This is a genomic window from Snuella sedimenti (assembly GCF_016428595.1).
Taxonomy (GTDB): domain Bacteria; phylum Bacteroidota; class Bacteroidia; order Flavobacteriales; family Flavobacteriaceae; genus Snuella; species Snuella sedimenti.
The window spans coordinates 20,074-39,265 of sequence record NZ_JAELVQ010000017.1 but is presented as its reverse complement, the minus strand read 5'-3'; the positions used below and the strand labels follow the sequence as shown (position 1 = coordinate 39,265).

Below are 19,192 nucleotides of genomic sequence, written 5' to 3'. Positions count from 1 at the left end.
TAACTAATTTAAATATTTAAAAAAATACGGTTTTAAGTAATTATATTTAAACTATTCAACCTTCTTTTTTATTAGAACGCGCATTTGCACATTGCTGTCTAAAAATAGCATCAAACGGATCGAAGTTACCAAAACGTTCCATACTAAACGAATCAATATTCGTAAACAATGGTATATTGTAAATTAATTCCGCTATAATACGCCCGTAACCTCCCGAAGTAGCCACACCCGCTCCCGAACAACCTGTAGCAACATAGAGTCCTTCCACATTTTTTGCTTTCCCCAGTGTTAGTGACGCATCTGGTGTATAGGTAGAAATCCCAGAAATACAGTGGGCTATTTCCATATCCTGAAACTCTGGAAAAAATTCCTGAAATTTTTCACCTTCATTCATTAGTATGTCCCAAGATTCATCTTCACTTATCATATTATATCCGTGCATGCTGTTAGGTAAAGCTTTCGGATCCACATGCAAACCCGTTTTATCTCGTATCCCAAAAAGCAAGGCTTCACCTTCTGGCCTACAATACGCAGAAGCATCTGGAAAAATAGCCATGGGCTGATTGGGATTAAACAGGCCTGGTCGTCGTCCAGTGATCCAATAAATACTTCTTACCGGTGCCATGGGAATAGCCTCATTCACTTGCATAGACAGCATATTACTCCAAGCTCCTGCTGCATCGACTACAACATCGCAATCAATCACCCCCTTATTTGTCTTCACCCCTGTTACGCTTCCTTGTTTACATAAAATTTCTTCTACATTCGTATACTGCTTAATAGTCGCGCCACATAATTTAGCGGCTTTAGCAAAGTTATTAGCTAAAACGGTCGATTCCATATAACAATCATCTTTCATAAAAGCGCCACCTCTAACTTCAGAAATGTCGATCCAAGGCAACCGTTTCTTAATATCTTCAGCAGTAATCCATTCATGTTCCAATCCAAACTCTTTAGCTATTTCCATAAGATTCCTAACACTTTTTTCAGAAGTATCGGATGCTACCACATGAATACTCCCCACCTTCATAACACCAGAAGGTTCTCCCAACAAAGCTTCCATCTCCCCTATAGCCAACATGGTTTCCATAACCAAAGGAATAATTGGTTTTTTTGTTCTGGCTAAAGTTACTAACGATGCTGCTGCTGCCGTATTGCCACTGCCAATGTAATCGCGATCTACCAATGTTACTTCAGCATTCCCCATTTTACTAACATAATATGCTACTCCAGCCCCAATGGTACCACCACCTATTACAACAACTTTTTTTCCCATCAATAAAATATTTTGATTTAACCCTAACCTTTTTACTATGATTTAAAACAAATTCAAATTTAACTTAAACTACAATGTTTTTTCATAATGGTAAAACGTTTAACCTAATAGTAAACTTTCGGTAACATTGAATTACTCTCTTTACATCATTTACTGTTCTTCACAAATATAAAGATATTAATGTTAAAAAATTATAATATATGTCAATTTTTATTCTCAAATATTATATTAATTGTAAAATTATTTTACATTTGTTAAAATTTTAAAGATAACTATTACAAAATACACAATGAAAATTAACAACAGAGAGTATCCAAAACAAAAGAAGACGATTATAGGCATATGTATGGACGGTACGTCATACCCCTATTACGAAAAGGCAAAAGATGTTATGCCAAACTTACAGCGTTTTATTAAAGAAGGCTCGATGGGATTGGTGAAAAGTGTTATCCCTTCGTTTACAAACCCTAACAACATGGCTATCACTACTGGTGTACCTCCAAAAGTAAACGGCATTTGTGGCAATTTTTATTGGGATACGGAATTACAGGAAGAAGTCATGATGAACGATCCGAAATACTTAAAAGTTCCAACTATCTTATCAGAGCTAAGCCATAACGGTCGTAAAGTTGCTGTCGTTACCGCAAAAGACAAATTAAGAAAAATGCTAGCCCATAATTTAGATGGCATTTGTTTTTCCGCTGAATTTGCAGATCAAGCGACTTTAGAAGAAAACGGCATTGAAAATGTTGAAAGTGATTTAATGGGTAAAGAAAGACCTGGTATATACGATCCTTACATATCCGTTTATTGTATAGAGGCAGGCGCTAAACTTTTACAACGCGATCACTATGATGTTATGTACTTAACGACTACCGATTTTGTTCAACATAAATATGCCCCGGGAAGCGAAGGTGCTAACGACTTTTTAGCAAAAATTGATCATTGGCTGGGAGAGCTTGATAAATTAGGTGCTATTGTTGGTGTAACTGCCGACCACGGTATGGAAGCAAAAACCAATGCCGATGGTTCCCCTAAAGTACAGTTCATAGAAAAATTATTAAACGAACAAGGTATTAAAACCCGTGTTATCCTACCTATTACCGATCCTTACGTTGTACATCATGGTGCTTTGGGAGGTTATGGAACACTATATCTTGATGACAAATCACAATTAGAAGCCGCCAAGACTTACTTATTAAGCTTAGATGGCATTGAAAAAGTTTTAACCAATGTAGAAGCTGTCGAAGCTTTCGAATTACCTTCAGATAGAATTGGAGACTTAGTCGTGTTATCTGATGCCGCTACAACCATAGGAAGAACACCGGAATGGCACGATCTTGACAAAGTAAAAGAAGGTTTACGTTCCCACGGTAGTGAACACTGCCAGGTAGTGCCTATGATTTTCAACAAAAAATTAAACGATACCTACGCCGAAAAATTAGCATCTGGAACGTGTAGAAACTTTGATCTATTCCATTTCCTTTCTAACGGATTTTAAACTGGAGTAAAACAAAAACTATTAAATGCAAAATTATGAAATGAGCCATAACAATTCTGGATCCCAATCCAAAATGCTTCATGGCGAATTACATCTGACCAATAAAGAACAATAAAAAATAAACAGATGAATGAACAAGTTGGAATTTTAGAAAAAGAAGGTCATAAAAATAGCGATGGAATCATTGAGTTTGGTGCTATTATAAATGGTAAACAAGTTAGTACTGGAGAATGGATAGAGGTGCACAATCCTTATACTAAAAAACTAGTAGGCAGGGTGGCTTCTATAAACACTGATACCTTGGATCAAGTTTTAAAGGACACTAAAAACACTAAAATAAATTTAACACGTTATGAACGTTATGAAATTTTAAATAAAATTGCTGATGCCCTTGAAAAACGTGTTGATGAAGTGAGTCAAATGATAACAGATGAAACGGGATTATGTTTAAAAGACACGCGTTACGAAGCTAGCCGTGTTTCTGATGTTTTACGCTTTTCTGCCATGAAAACCCTAGACGATGACTCCCAAGTATTTCCTTGTGATGTTTCCAAAAATGGAAAACCACGACGCATCTACACGACGCGCGTACCTTTAGGTTTGATAAGTGCTATCACGCCTTTTAACCACCCAATGAATCAAGTGGTACATAAAATTGCCCCTGCGATTGCTACCAATAACACCGTAGTTTTAAAACCATCTGAAAGAACACCGCTTTCTGCCTATTACTTTGCGCAATTGGCTTTAGATTGTGGCTTACCTGCAAACATGCTCAACTGTATTAACGGGAAAGATATTCAAGCAACTTCAGAAATGATGACGGTACACCCAGATATTACTATGGTTTCGTTTACTGGAGGCAGCAAAATTGGAAAAATAATAGCTTCGAAAGCTGGTTATAAAAAGCTTGTCCTTGAACTTGGTGGCAGTTCTGCCTTACTTGTTTTGGATGATGCCGATATTGACGAAGCTGTTGAAGTTACCATGGCAGGAACCTTTAAAAACTCCGCCCAACGCTGTACTGCTATTCGAAGAATATTGGTACACGAAAGCATTGCCGATGCTTATGCTGCCAAACTAGCCGAACGCGTAAAAACCATTAAATATGGCAACCCATATGACGAAACCAACGACATGGGAACGGTTATTACCGAAGAAGCTGCTATTGAAATGGAACGACGTGTGCAAGATGCCATAAAAAATGGAGCGGTTTGCCTAGCTGGAAATAAACGGGAAGGTGCTTTGTTTGCTCCAACAGTATTAGACCACATTAAAAATGACCATGAAGTAGTTGCTAAAGAAACCTTTGGACCGGTAGCGCCTATTATCCGCTTTTCAACCTTAGATGAAGCCATCGAAATAGCCAACGACACACCGTATGGATTATCTGGAGGTGTAGTAAGCAATCATTGGCCTTCCATACAACGGGTTATAACCGAACTGGATACTGGCACAGTAAATGTTAACGAAGCACCTAGTTACAGGTTGGAATGGACACCATTTGGAGGTGTTAAAGATTCTGGATTAGGTTACAAAGAAGGCGTTATAGAAGCCATGAAAGGCTATACTTACATAAAAACATATTCACTCCCATGGGATATTGCCTAGTCATCCATATACTATCGGTCACAAGTAATTACTAAATACCTGTGACCGATATAGCAATTGAATTAAGCACTTTTCGCAATTAGTTAAAACCATTAAATTATTAAAATAACGCACTCCTAATAAAACATCCGTAAATGCTCATCTCATCAAATATATGAATATACGGATGCTACTTGAGAGCTTTAATATCAAAAACAAACCTATGAAACCAATTACACGAAATATACTATTGAACCCTGGTCCAGCAACAACAACAGATACTGTTAAATGGGCACAAGCAGTATCAGACATCTGTCCACGCGAACAAGAATTTGGAGATCTCATGGAATTCTGTTCGACAGAAATCACAAAATTTGTAGGCAATACAGCAGATTATGCCACTGTACTTTTTGGAGGTTCTGGAACAGCAACAGTAGAAGCTATCTTAAGCTCTGTAATCCCCGAGAATGGCAAAATCTTAATTATAGATAATGGTGCTTACGGTAAACGTATGCGACAAATAACAGAGGTTTACAAAATTGAAACCGTTGCTTTCGAATCGTCGTCCATAGAGCCTATAGACCTAAATGCCCTTGAGTCTTTAATTAAAAACACCAATGGCCTCACCCATTTGGCCATGATTCACCATGAAACTACCACTGGTTTACTAAATGATATTACGGCTGTTGGTGAAATTTGTAAACAACATAACATTAGCTTTATAGTAGATTCCATGAGTGGCTTTGCCGCTATTCCTGTAGATATGGAAACCATGCACATTGATTATCTGGCTGCAAGCTCCAATAAAAACATACAGGGTATGGCTGGTATTGGTTTTGCAATTTGTAACAAAAAGGTGCTAGAATCAACCGCTTCCATTCCTATGCGAAATCTATACCTTAACCTGTACGCACAATACGCCTATTTCGAAAAAACACACCAAACACGATTTACACCTCCTGTTCAAACATTTTATGCGCTAAAACAAGCTATTATTGAAACACAGGAAGAAACCATAGAAGGACGTTATGCTCGCTATAGTAAGTCTTGGGAAACATTAATTTCTGGTTTAGAATCACTTGGCCTAGAATACCTGATAGACAAAAAATACCATTCTAAAATTATTACATCCATTATAGAACCCAATACAGATGCTTATGATTTTAACGCTATGCACGACTACTTTTTTGAAAGGGGTTTTACGATATACCCTGGAAAAGTAAACAACTACGATACCTTTAGAATTTCCAATATCGGACAAATAGATTATAAGGACATTGAGGCTTTTTTAAAAGTATTAAAATCTTATCTTGTAGAGATAAAATTTATACAATAATTAAAACCTTAAATTTTGGAAGATATATTAGTAAACCTCGGAAAACAATTAAAAAGAATAAGAGTAAACAAAAACTTAAGTTTAAAGCAAGTTGCTGAAATGAGTGATGTTAGCATTGGCTTAATTTCAAAAATTGAAAATTTCAGAACCACGCCTTCACTTCCCGTTTTACTTAAAATAATGCAGTCATTAGAAATTGATTTATCAGAATTAAATCTAACTTCTAACAATACCGCACCCTATATTTTAATTAGGAAAGGAGAAGGAACAATTGAGGATCGCGAAGATTCTGTTGGACTGGAATATACCTTCTTGTTTTCAGACAATATATCGGAAAGTAATTTAAGGACTTATATTGTTAATGTAAAAAAGGATGTGTACAGAGAACCCATTTCGACCGATGCTAAAGAAATTATTTATGTCATTCAAGGAAAACTAAATTATATCATTAACGATGAAGTCATTGTGCTGGAAGCTGGTGACACCTTGTTTTTTGATGGCTCCATACCTCATGCCGTCCAAAACATTTACAACGAAACCGCTTCCATGCTCAAAATGTACATGATTCAAAAGTATCCCTATTAACTGAACCACTATGCTTGAAAATCCATAGGTCCTAATACACAAAAAATTATCCGCCCGAACGGCACGGGTGGCTTTTGTTAATTGTTAAAAGTTAATAGTTCTTCACCAATAACCATTAACCATTAACCAATAACCATCAACCAATAACCATCAACCATTAACTAATAACCAATAACCAAACAACTTTAATGTAGGGAAAATTTACAGAACCTAAAATAACTACAATGAAATTACAGGGATTTAACCTTTAACTAAATAATAAATGAGCCTAACTAAAGAACAAAAGTATTGGAGAAAACGTATTTTTTTCCTTACATGGATTGCTTATGCCGGTTTTTATTTTGGCAGAAAAAACCTGTCTGTAACATGGAGTTCCATGGCTGCCGATCTCGAATTGAACAATTCAAATTATGCTAGTATTATATTTATATATAGCTTAATTTACACGATCGGACAATTTTTAAACGGTTATCTATCCGATACTTTTGGCCCTCGAAAAGTTGTATCCATAGGGCTCTTTTTGGCTGCTATAGGCAACTTTTTCTTAGGCATGACATTCTCTGTAGCTATTGTTGTATTCTTAATTGGTTTAAACGGCTATGGTCAATCTACTGGCTGGAGCGGCTTAATAAAAAATATGACACCATGGTTTAGAACCAACGAACGCGGTATTGTTATGTCCTGGTGGTCTACCTGTTATGTTACTGGTGGTTTTTTAGCAACTGTTTTTGCTACCTATGCAGCATTCGATATGGATTTCATGTCTGAACTGGGTTGGAAAAGGGGGTTCTTTTTCCCATCAGCTATTCTATTATTAATTGCTTTTCTGTATTTACTTTTCACTAGAAATGATCCAAAAGAAACCAATATTCCAATTATAGTAGAAGACAAATACAACTTTCAAACGGGAGGATCTGCAAAGGCTGAAAAGCTTAAAATATTAAAATTGTTAATTACCAACAAAGCGCTCTGGATTTATTCCAGTTGTTATATGATCTTAAAAATGACACGGTACTCCTTTTTATTCTGGCTACCTATTTACTTGGAGAGGTCTTTGCAATACGACCCTAATGAAGCGGGATATATTTCATCTGTATATGAATTAATAGGCTTTTTTGGGGTTATTTTGGCTGGATACACATCCGATAAGATTTTTAATTCGAAACGTTTTAGCACAGTATCCTTGATGATGCTAGGTTTAGCTAGCGTTTGTCTTCTACACCCCTATCTGGTTACATTTGGCAAATTTGGCACTATCTTGAGTATTGCATTAATAGGCATGGCAACCTACGGACCAGATTCGCTGATCTGTACTGCGGGTTCTATGGACGTAGGCGGCAAAAAAGGTGCAGGAATGGCCGCTGGAATCATTAACGGTATGGGATCTATAGGACAAATGTTTTCTGGTTTCATTGTTGTAGCTATTAACGAAGCCTTCGGTTGGAATAATTTGTTTTACTTTTTTGTCCTTATGGCTACAATTGGTGGCGGTTTGGCTGCATTAAAATGGAACTTTAAAAGCCCCGAAAGACATCTGGAATATCCTACCAATGCTTGATATTAATATTAATGTAATTTAATAAGAAGTAATAGCGTTATTTTCCTTACAAGAGACAAATGCTTCTTACTATTTTAAAAGTAATTCCATAATGCTTGTTTTTATTAAAAATATTGACAAAAGGTTTCTTTTCGCTATTTTTTTAAGTCTTTTTGCATCGAAATCGAATTCGCAAGCACCTTCGTTTAATAATAGCTACCAAACCTATGCCCAACTTCCCAGAGAGATCGCATATCTCCATTTAAACAAAACCACATTAATAAAAGGTGAAGACTTGGGCTTTACAGCCTATATTTCGGATAAGGCAAGCAAACGACTTTCACATGCCACCAGAAACCTTTATTGCCTAATCACGGACAAGAATGATAGTGTTATCAAGCAACAACTGCTCAAAGTGGACAATGGCATAGCCAGTGGTACCATGGCAATAGACAGCCTGTTAACCTCGGGCTACTATACCGTCAAGGCCTATACCAACTATATGTGCAACTTTAGGGAGCATAACCACTTTGCACAGCAGATACGGGTAATTGACCCTGAAAGGGAATCCGTTGTCAAATTTCAAAAAAGGGGAACAAAACCGGATGTACAGCTCTTGCCCGAGGGCGGGCACTTGGTATCGGGCATCCCCAATGTAATGGGGGTTATCGTCAAGGACAGTTTGGGTTTTGGTATTGGGCACGTAGTAGGCGAATTAAAGAACGATACTAATGAAACCGTTGCTGTTTTTAGAGTAAATCACCTGGGTATAGGCAGGTTTTTAATGATGCCCAAACTTGGAGAAAGCTATCATATTGAAATAGCCCAAAAGGACAACCTCTTTAAAATTCCAGTAAAAGCCGCAGAACCAAAGGGCATCAACCTGAAGCTTACCGATACGAAAGGGCAAATAGCACTGGAATTCAAAGCGAACAACGCAACCTATGAATCGATAAAGGACGATACCTACACTTTGGCCATACATAACGGCCACGAGATTGAAAGTGTACCGATAACCTTTTCTAAGGGACGAAAACCCATTAAAGTATTCAACAAGAAAGCACTGTTTACGGGCATCAATATCTTTACCCTGTTCGACCAAGGAAACCGTCCCCTGTTGGAGCGACTGTACTTTAACTATGAGGGCATCGATATACAAACATCAGAAGCCGAATCAAAAGCTACCCAAGCAAAAGACACTGCAACAGTAACATTGTTGTACAAAAATATAGACACAAGCAAGTTCAATAACTTCAGTGTATCGGTATTGCCAGCGGATACAAAAAGTTACGGGGCGCACCATAATATTGTGTCACAGGCCTACCTACAGCCCTATGTTAGGGGGTATATTGAGGATGCCCAATATTATTTTACAGACATCGATAAGAAGAAGCAGTACGATCTCGACAACCTGCTGCTCACCCAGGGCTGGAGTGCCTACAGTTGGGACGATATATTTAACGATCCGCCCAAACTGGAGTATAGTTTTGACAGGGGCATCAGTATTAAGGTGGTGGCAGAAAAGCAAAAGGACCAGAAGTTTTGGGTGCATCCCATTAATGACTCCGCGCCGGAGTTTTTGACATTTTCAAAAGAGGAAAAAGGGGGTATCATAACCGAAAAATATCCATTAAAAGGAAATTCCATAAAAGTGAGTAAGGTGCAAAATGCGGGGCATTTAATTAGTGCAGATGTGAAGTTAGCGTATTATCCGAATACAATCATTAGTATAAATGAAGATTTTCTTGAATTAGACCCTAAAGAATATAACATCGTACAACAGCCCATAACACAAGTGAAGCGTTTTGGCAATAGTCTATTATCGAATACCCAAAGGTTAGATGAAGTTGTAGTTTATGGGAAGAAGGAAACAGAGAGGGAAACGAAGATAAAAAGAATCGTTCAAGGCAAAGTTGATTTTTTTAGTGAAGGGCGTAATAAATACCCAACTTTTTTAAGTTATATACAAGCTAGAGGTTTTCCGAGTAAGAATGGAAGAATATTTAATGCAATTTCACAAAAGCCTCCAGCATTTTATATTAATGACAATAGAGTTAGAAGTTACGATGATCAACTTTTAAACTTATACCACCTACCTTTGAATGAGTTCGACTATGTTATAACTAATAGAACAAAAATGGAATTTCCCCATTTTGGTGACACGGAAACTGTACAAGGGTTCGTGAAAATATATTTAAGAGATCCCAGAAGCGTTACCATTAAAGATATACGTAAGCGCTCTACTAAGTTTATGCCTCCAATAGCCTTTGAACTTGAAAAGACATTTTACAAACCAAAGTACCCTAGCTATCATGATGATTTTTTCCAAGAATATGGTGTTATAGATTGGCTGCCGGAAAACCACCTCAATGAAAAAGGGGAACTACAGATTGCCTTCCCAAATTTGGAACAAGAAACAGTAAAACTATTTATTGAAGGTATTACCAATAAGGGCAAATTAATTTCAGAGATTATAAATGTCAAGTTATTCAAGAAATAAACACAACAAATCTAATATCATTAGAACACTACCTTTGTTTGCTAAACAAGGCCACTCTCATCAAGTTAATTATCACTGACTAACATATAAACAAGCTATAAAACTGCCTCGGTTATTAATCTAACTTAGTTAATTTATAAACAAAGCGCAGAATTTTAGTAAAAACCCGCGCTTTGCTTTAAATATTATACTTGACTCTATTTGACAGCAAGAGGTTCGTAATCTGGATTTAATTCGGTAGGAACAGGTGCCTTCATTTTTACCCGCCATGCTTTTAACGCTTCATGTAACTCCTTTACTTTATCCGGATTTACTTCAGACAAATCATGCTGCTCTCCAAGGTCTGTTTCCAAATTATATAACTCTAATGCGCCATCTTCAAAATATTCATGCAATTTCCATTTTCCCTTTCTAATCACACTACCTGGTCGTGTTCTAAACAACGAATCCCCCGCCTGGTCTTTTTCTGGATTTACAGATTGTAAATAAATTGGGAAATGCCATACCAAACTACGCTCTGCTAATGCTTTATTTTCTGTTAACAAAGGGTATAAAGATGCGCCATCCAACTCTAAATCTTCTTTACTTTTCACAACATCCAACAAGGTTGGAAAAACATCCATTCCCGAAATTGGAATATCTGTTTTTCTGGGCGTTTTAATTTTTTTGGGCCACTTTACCATAAAAGGCACCCTAATGCCGCCTTCATAATAGGAACCTTTACCTGCACGCAAAGGAAATTGTGATGATACACTTGCCAATCCTCCATTATCTGAAGTAAAAATAACCAAGGTGTTATCGGTTAAATTATTAGCTTCTAAGCTAGCCAGCAACCTTCCAATATTTTCATCCATCGCCTCTACCATGGCGCCATATGTAGCATTAAAGCGATTATCTGCATTAACAATCTTTTTGTATTTATCAATAAGATTCTTTTTTCCTTGTAAGGGCGTGTGTACGGTATAATAAGGCAAATAAAGGAAAAACGGTTTTTCCTTATTACTTTCCATAAATTGTATTGCCTCAATTGTAAGTCTTTCGGTTAGATACTCTCCTTTTTCACCATCTGTAAGTGCTTTATTCCTATAGGGACTGAAATACGATTTTGGATGTCCTTGATGGGTGCCTCCAATATTTACATCGAATCCCTGTGTTTTTGGATCGTCACTTAAGTGCCATTTCCCAACAGAAGCATTTATATAGCCATGCTTTTTTAAAACCTCAGCTATAGTCGTAAAATCTTCACCCAAATCGTCTGTATTGGGCGTTGGTATTAACTTTCTATCTTTTGACTTTCCCCGTGTTGAAGGACTAACGGTATAAATGCCATGTCTAGGGGTATTTAGTCCGGTCATAACACAGGCTCTACTTGGCGCACAATTAGCAGCTGGCGCATAAGCATTGGTAAATACGACACTCTCGGTTGCTAGCCTATCTAAATTTGGTGTTTGATACATTGGATTCCCCATAAAACCCAGATCGCTCCAACCCAAATCATCAATTACGACAAAAAGGATGTTCGGCTTTTCTACTTCTGGATCAGATACCTTTTTAGATACTGTATTGCAAGCACTAATTAAAAACAGACTGAGTATGCTACTTATTAATCTTATACGTTTTTTCACACGTTTAAATTTTAGTAATTGATTGATTTTATTGTAATTATAAAATTAAGAACGTGTGCAACCACTCCTTACACTCGTTCTCTCATTAATCTGTTTTTGATTAAACACATTACCAATACTATTCTGAAGAAATACTTTCATTATTCCCTACCAATGCCTCTAAAGCTTCAATTTTAAACTTATCGATCTCAGGGGTTCTATGCTCCTTTTTTATAATAGTGTATAGTTGTTCAATAATCTCTGGATGTGCCTCTGCTATGTCATTCTGTTCAGCAATATCTGCATCCAAATCATACAGTTCTACTTTTGTATTGCCTTTCTTTATATCTTTCCAAACTAGCTTCCATTTCCCCATTCTAACAGCAACTTGTCCACTATATTCCGGAAATTCCCAATACAGGTAATCATGTTCCTTTTGATCATTATTCTGGACAAGGGTGTCGTAAAAACTAATACCATCTGTAGTATCTGGTGATTTAATTTGAGCTACATCACACAGTGTAGGCATGACATCCCAAAAGGCAGAAATATGATCGGTGGTAGTGCCTGCTTTAACCTTACTGGGCCATGATGCGATCATCGGTACACGAATCCCCCCCTCGTACACAAAGCCTTTACCACGGCCATACTCACTTCTAAACGGCTTGGCACTATCAAACCAAGGAGAATCTGTTCCACCATTATAGGTCGGGCCATTATCGGAAGTAAAAATGATAAGGGTGTTATCGTACTTTCCTGTTGCTTTTAAATGTGCTATTAGCTTCCCTATATTCTCATCCAAATAAGACACCATAGCAGCATACGTCGCTTTTGGAAAGCGGTTAGGAAAATAGCCTTTATTGCCCACATAAGGTGGTTCCTCTCCAAACTTTTTAATATAATAATCTACCCAGCGCTTAGGTGCTTGTAACGGCATGTGCGGGATAGGTGACGCCCAATAAATAAAGAAGGGATCTTCTTCCTTTACCGAATCGACAAAGCCAATCATTTTTTCGTAGGACACATCGGGCGCATAAAATGGCTGTGTATATTTGGCATAGCTTTCTACAGCATTCGGATCGGCATCCTTGTCTATTTTCGTATTAGGAGCCACAGTATCATTGGCTAAATGGAAACGCTTTTCATTTTCGTATAAATGCAAAGGTGTATAGGTATGCGCCTGACGTTGACAGTTGTAACCGAAAAAGTAATCAAACCCCATAGTAGTGGGTATGGATTGGGTATGTGGTGCTCCCAGTCCCCATTTACCAAACATGCCGGTAGTATACCCTGATTGCTTTAACAATTTGGCAATGGTAATCGTGTTGGATGGTAACGGACGCTGTCCTTCCAGAGTAGAATCGGCTGCCACTTTACGATAGTTCCACACATCACCGGGTTCGCCGCGTTGCCATTCGTCATTCCCTCTAATATAAGAATGCCCCATATGGGTACCTGTAAGTAACGACGACCTTGCCGGTGCACAAACGGGCGCACCTGTATAATGCTGCGTAAAAAGCATACCATTTTTTGCTAATAAATCGATATTAGGAGTTTCTATTTTTTCCTGACCATAAGCACCAACTTCGGCATAGCCCAAATCGTCCGCCAAAATGTAAATGATGTTTGGTTTAGCCTGAGTCGCTTTTGCTGTCTTCTTTTCGGAATTACAAGACATTACAGACAAAATCATTAAAAAATAAATGCTGTGCTTAAATTTCATAAAATATGTATTTCGGTTATCTTTTAAAATTACAAGTATACGAGTAATACCGCTTATGTACCAAAAAATAAGAGAGATGTTCTTTAATAAAACATCCCTCTTTATTATTAACAACCAACCTTATTCCCAGCCTGTATTTTGCACCAATTCTGGGTTTAAAACTATTTGATCGGATGGTATAGGCTCTAAATAATAGTGCTCTGGAACTCCAGGAGGCACGCCCCAAGGTGATACATAGCCTTCGGCCACTCCTCCTTGAATTGGCAGTTTATTACCATAATCTGCATTGTTAACCCATCTTCCCAACTTTTCATCATCACCATATTCAACCAACTTTTTCCATCGCTTAATATCGAAAACCCTGCCTAATCCTTCTGCTAAAAACTCTACACCTCGTTCTCTTCTTATTTCCCATAGTTCAGGAGCTACATCGGCATCTCGTGTAGGATCATTAGGAATGTTAGCCAAATCTAGTGGCGCTACGGCTCCCCTAGCTCTTAATTTATTAATTGTCTTATCGGCTACCTCTTGAGTAAATTGTCCAAGTTCGTACATAGCTTCTGCATAATTCAAGAAAACCTCACCCATCCTAAAAGTAGGGGCATCATGCGAATCTCTACTCTGCAAACGACTAATTTTATTGGAAAATTTGTAAAAGGCATAGCCTGTATAGGTTACATTAAACCCATGTCCTTCATTAAACTTCCTAAAGTGTGGCGAAGTTCGAACAACAAGTCCACGCCAGTTAATCGTTGGCAATGTTTTATGCTCATCATCACTTAACGTAGCCATTAAATCTATGTATTCTCTACTTTTTGGATCACTGTCGTATTCCCATGTCAATTGATTTTTACCCCCCGTATCCACTCTAAATGGAGGCGGTGTATTGAAATATAACCTATGGTCTCTATTTCTAAACTCATCGTAGGCATCTTGTTCACCATCAAAAAGTGGACTTGTGTGGATGGTTTGCCCATCCAAACACAAATACTGATCTACCGCCTTTTTAGTAAGATCTCTGTGCCCTATGGAACTTCTGTTGAAATGAGACCATCTACCATTTAAGATACCAAACTCATAAGCTTTGTAAAGCAAAATTCCATTTACATCAGCCAAACTTTCACTGTTAAACACTTCATCATAACTAGGATGTAAATCTGGGTGTGCTTCAATAAGTTTAGCCCCAGCATCTACACTGGCTTGTAAATAAGTGTTTTCACCTCCCAATCCATGATACTTTCTCCAGGTACCTTCGTAGAGTCCAAATCTGGAGATCAATGCTCTAACGACATCGGTATTTACCGTATTATCCCCATTGCCACTCGGACTAATTAAGCTCTCAGCCTCTGTAAGGTCGCTAAGTATATTTTGTGCCAATTGATCTCTTGGTGTCTTGGGGCCAAACAATTCTTCATCGGCTTCTGTTAATGCTCTATCAACCCACGGCACTTCTCCGTAATTAGCAATGAGTTCCACGTACACATAGGCTCTAAAGAACAGTCCTACACCTCTCCAATGATCTTTCTCGCTGTCTGTTAACTGGCTATTTTCAATATTATCAAGCATTAGGTTTGCCCGTCTAATGTTAACATACGAATCATTCCACAAACCAGAAGATGAAGGCACCGTTTTACGCTGCCACAATAATTCATGTCCTACAGATCCTGCGTTATTGACCATTAAATCACTTCCCATTTCTCTAGTAATAGGTGCTAAATCCCAATAACCGGGCAAAATATTTGCGTACAGAGACCAAGCATAGGTTTCAAAATTAGCATTGGTAGTAAACGTTGTTGCAACCGTTAACTGATCTTTAGGAAGCTTTTCGAGAAAACTTTCACTACAACTACTACATATAAGTAGTAACAAAATTGCTATTGTAATATGTATATTTTTCATCGCTTTATAATTAAAAAGTTAAGTTTAAACCAACAGAATAGCTCTTAAGAAACGGATATATAGCACCGCTCCCTCGCGTAATCAATTCGGTATTAATACCATCGGGGTAATCGTTAAAACTAAACAGGTTTTCTCCGGCTACATATATACGTAACTTATCGATTTTGTTTTTCTTTAAGATAGCTTTAGGAATAGAGTAACCTAAAGTTAAGTTCTTTATTCGCAAATAAGCACCATTTAACATGTACTTGGTTTGCGTGCTTCTACTTACGCCGTAGTTAACACCTCCAAGTGGATAGTTTCTTGGAAAAAAGGCGTCTTGATTGTCGGGCGTCCAATAGTCTAATTGTGACTTATACACAACAGAAAACTCATCCAAATAAGGAAAACGCACACGGTTATTTAAATAGATATCTCTTTTGCCTACGCCATTTGCCAAGAATGAAAAATCAAAATTCTTGTAACTAAAGTTTCCAAAAAAGCCATATTGGTAGCGCCTGGTATTGTTTCCTATTACCTTCCTATCCCCAGGATTTTCAAGTGTATTGTTACCATCTGTTATAATGCCATCGCCATCAAAATCCACAAATTTAATATCTCCCGGATTCTGATTACGTCCTTCCCAATGTGGTATGCCATCTTTTAAGGTACCTCCTGTTAAATAATTAGGGCTTGAAGGATCCTCGTTCAAAGTTCCCGGTTCAAAATCGTCAACTGTATAATAACCATCGGTCGTGTACCCCCAAATATTACCTAGTTTTTCTCCAACATAATACTGACTCAATAAACCAGCAGGATTGTCGAACTTGGTTATTTTAGACTGATAATCATACAAGGTTGCACCTATAGTATATTTAAAATCTCCTATCTTATCATTCCAGGTCAACGCCAACTCCCATCCCGTAGATTCCAGATCGGCCACATTTTCCAAAGGGGCATCAGCTCCTAAAATAGCTGGAAGTTCTGCTCCCGGAGCTAACATGTCTAAAGTTTTTCTTTTAAACCAATCGAAAGAAGTTGACAACCTACTCTTAAAAAAGGCAGCATCGAACCCTAAATTTAATGTTTGTACCGTTTCCCAAGTAAAAGAGGAACTTACTAAATTTGGTAGTGATAAAGTAGAATACCTCGAACCTGTATCTTCATTTAACCAATTAACCGTTCCTGTTTCTCCATAATCGGTTATCCCTAAACCTGGCACTGCGGGATATAAAGATGAGGTGTTTTGGTTTCCAATTTCTCCCCAAGAACCTCTTAGCTTAAGACTAGACAAGAAATCTATAGATTCCATAAAGGATTCACGTCCTAAGTGCCAACCGGCCGAGAACGATGGAAAAAACCCAAAACGATTACCATCAGGGAATCTTGACGAACCATCATAACGTCCGCTTACTTCTAAAAAGTATTTTTCATCAAAATTATAATTTAATCTACCAAAGTACCCCAATACAGACCACTCTCCATAAGAATCATCGGTCGTTTGAGCACCTGTAGCCCCAGAAAGTGAAGGTAGGTCTACATTAATGAGGCCATTTCTTTGTGCATCAAAGCTCTCAAAACTACTTTCCTCATTGTTTATACCTGCAAGCACACTAAAGTTATGCTTGTTTATATCAATTGTATATTTTCCATACAAGTTTAAAGCATTATATTCTGTCTGCGTATTTTCCTTTCTAAAAAAGGTATTGACCGGATCTACTGCATTTAACACAAACCGCTCTGGATTTACAGTTAAAATTTGATTGTCACTGGTAGTTCTTGTAAAATTTCTTTTTTCGAAGGTATACTCACCTACAAGGTTTAGGCCTTTTACCAGGTTATAATCCAACTTTTGAAAAAATCGAATATTATCATTCAAAATTTTAGGGGCTACTTTAAGTAGTTCTCTATTGGCTGGAGTGTCGTAGGGCACCTCGGTACCATCATCAAATACAAAGTTTCCTTTCGCCGGTGAATACGGGTTAAAACTGATAGAGTTACTATAACTCCCCAGAGGTGTTCTTTGTGTACTATAGCGATAAATGATATTGGTTGTAGATGTTAACTTTGCCGTTAAGTTACTTGTTAATGCTGCATTTATATTGTATTTTCTATAACTATCATTTCTTGTAACAATAATACCATCTTCATCACTATAACCTGCAGAAACACGGTAACTCGAATTTTTACCACCTCCACTAAAGTTAAAGTTATGAATTTGGGTCAACCCTAAGTCATCAATCCATTCGCCTATAAGGTCGGTATCAGCTAAGGGATATCTTAAGCCATCTAATTCGGCATAGCCCTCAGGGTAAGCACTTGGATTTGCTCTATATTCTTCTAAAAAATCGACCCAGGAAGGAATATCTTGTCCGGTCCAAAATGGATTGGTTCCCCAATCATTTAGCGCATTTATAAAATCGTAAGTAGGCGCCTTATCTGGAATATCCTCTGGATATGCTAAACTAAAAGTGGAAGAATAGTTAAATTTTACCGGTTGATCTCTAGCCGGTGTTTTTGTTGTTATCAAGATAACGCCAAAAGCTGCTCTGGCTCCATAAATGGATGTGGCCGATGCATCTTTTAAAACGGTAATGGATTGGACATCCTGTGGGTTGATATCTTCTATGGATACAGGTACGTTATTCAACAAAACAAGAGGGCTTCCTCCGTTAATAGAGGTTGTACCCCTAATGTTTATACCTAATCCCGAAGCACCTGGCTGTCCTGAATTCGTGGTAATTTGTAAACCGGGAATAGTTCCTTGAATTGCTGCAATAGGGTTAGTAACCGGACGGTTTCCTAAAACATCTTCCATATCAACAGATCCAGTAGCACCTGTTACGTTGGCCTTTTTCTGTGTTCCAAATCCAACCACAACAACTTCGGCCAATTCTGCAGCATTTTCAACCAATGTCACAGTTATGTTGGTTTGATCGCCTACAATGATTTCTTTTGTTAAAAAACCAACATACGATACTACCAATATGGCATCTTTATTTGCTACTGTTAAAGAAAAATTCCCATCGAAATCAGACTGCATACCATTAGCTGTCCCTTTTTCTAAAATATTAGCTCCAGGTAATGGTTGCCCATTCGAATCCACTATAGTTCCTTTTATATCAACACCTTGCGGTAAGGTTTCAAACTCATCCTCTATGTTCACTTCATTTATTGGAACGGACAGTTCTTTTTTAGATTTAAGTATAATTTGCTTATCAACAACTTTATATACGATATTCAAATTTTTGAATAGCTTGTCTAAAACAGATGACACGCGTTCTTTTTGAACTTTTATTGAGGTTATTTTATGATAATCAACCTCGCTATCTTTGTATATAAATTTAAACTCCGTAAGGGATTCGATTTTATCCAAAACATTCTCTAACCTAACATTTTCTAAGGTTAAAGTAATTTTTGTTCTTTGCGCATACGATTCATTAGCTTGCAGCTGAAATAAAGAAACTATTAAAAAGAGTGTGGTTAGTTTCATTTTTAAATCAAAATTTAACGTTAAAGAAGTGCTATACTCCTTTAACTTAAGTCGCATTTTCATATTTTTGTTATGTATTAAGTGGTTAATTAATTTAATCACTAGTTATAAAGCGGAGGGTGTTGCAACCACCTTCCGTTTTTTTTTATAAAAAACTAGTGACTATTTTAGT

At 37.4% G+C, this 19,192-nt stretch carries 11 protein-coding genes; 6 read left to right on the top strand and 5 right to left on the bottom strand.

The window, feature by feature from the left end; translation table 11 throughout:
- Nucleotides 1–55 precede the first annotated feature (55 nt).
- A complete protein-coding gene (locus tag JF259_RS12605; RefSeq protein WP_199115693.1) occupies nt 56–1,276 on the bottom strand; it encodes an NAD(P)/FAD-dependent oxidoreductase in 1,221 nt (406 codons plus the stop codon).
- 289 nt (nt 1,277–1,565) lie between these two features.
- On the opposite strand from JF259_RS12605, the gene phnA reads away from it, so the two are divergent.
- The 6 genes from phnA (at nt 1,566) to JF259_RS12575 (ending at nt 10,322) form a co-directional block, all read left to right on the top strand.
- Nucleotides 1,566–2,777, top strand: a complete 1,212-nt coding sequence (phnA, locus tag JF259_RS12600) for a phosphonoacetate hydrolase (protein WP_199115692.1) — start codon at nt 1,566–1,568, stop codon at nt 2,775–2,777.
- Between the two features lie 126 nt (nt 2,778–2,903).
- The gene (locus JF259_RS12595; protein WP_199115691.1) at nt 2,904–4,385 is read left to right on the top strand and encodes an aldehyde dehydrogenase family protein; all 1,482 of its coding nucleotides are present in this window, start codon (nt 2,904–2,906) and stop codon (nt 4,383–4,385) included.
- 202 nt (nt 4,386–4,587) lie between these two features.
- On the top strand, nt 4,588–5,700 hold the full coding sequence (locus JF259_RS12590) for a 2-aminoethylphosphonate aminotransferase (protein ID WP_199115690.1): 1,113 nt from the start codon (nt 4,588–4,590) through the stop codon (nt 5,698–5,700).
- Nucleotides 5,701–5,715: 15 nt separating this feature from the next.
- A complete protein-coding gene (locus JF259_RS12585; protein ID WP_199115689.1) occupies nt 5,716–6,285 on the top strand; it encodes a helix-turn-helix domain-containing protein in 570 nt (189 codons plus the stop codon).
- 262 nt (nt 6,286–6,547) lie between these two features.
- A complete protein-coding gene (locus JF259_RS12580; RefSeq protein WP_199115688.1) occupies nt 6,548–7,843 on the top strand; it encodes an MFS transporter in 1,296 nt (431 codons plus the stop codon).
- Between the two features lie 91 nt (nt 7,844–7,934).
- Entirely contained in the window at nt 7,935–10,322 is a 2,388-nt protein-coding gene (locus tag JF259_RS12575) for a hypothetical protein (RefSeq protein ID WP_199115687.1), read from the top strand.
- A 197-nt stretch (nt 10,323–10,519) separates the two neighbouring features.
- Here the strand turns inward: JF259_RS12575 and JF259_RS12570 are convergent, their stop codons facing one another.
- From JF259_RS12570 to JF259_RS12555, 4 genes are all read right to left on the bottom strand, one after another.
- Nucleotides 10,520–11,947: a sulfatase gene (locus tag JF259_RS12570; RefSeq protein ID WP_199115686.1), complete on the bottom strand. Its 1,428-nt coding sequence runs from the start codon at nt 11,945–11,947 to the stop codon at nt 10,520–10,522.
- Nucleotides 11,948–12,065: 118 nt separating this feature from the next.
- Entirely contained in the window at nt 12,066–13,649 is a 1,584-nt protein-coding gene (locus JF259_RS12565; protein WP_199115685.1) for an arylsulfatase, read from the bottom strand.
- Nucleotides 13,650–13,769: 120 nt separating this feature from the next.
- The gene (locus tag JF259_RS12560) at nt 13,770–15,548 is read right to left on the bottom strand and encodes a RagB/SusD family nutrient uptake outer membrane protein (RefSeq protein ID WP_199115684.1); all 1,779 of its coding nucleotides are present in this window, start codon (nt 15,546–15,548) and stop codon (nt 13,770–13,772) included.
- Nucleotides 15,549–15,558: 10 nt separating this feature from the next.
- Nucleotides 15,559–19,077 (bottom strand): TonB-dependent receptor, encoded by a 3,519-nt coding sequence (locus tag JF259_RS12555; RefSeq protein WP_199115683.1) that lies wholly within the window; start codon nt 19,075–19,077, stop codon nt 15,559–15,561.
- Between the last annotated feature and the right edge of the window lie 115 nt (nt 19,078–19,192).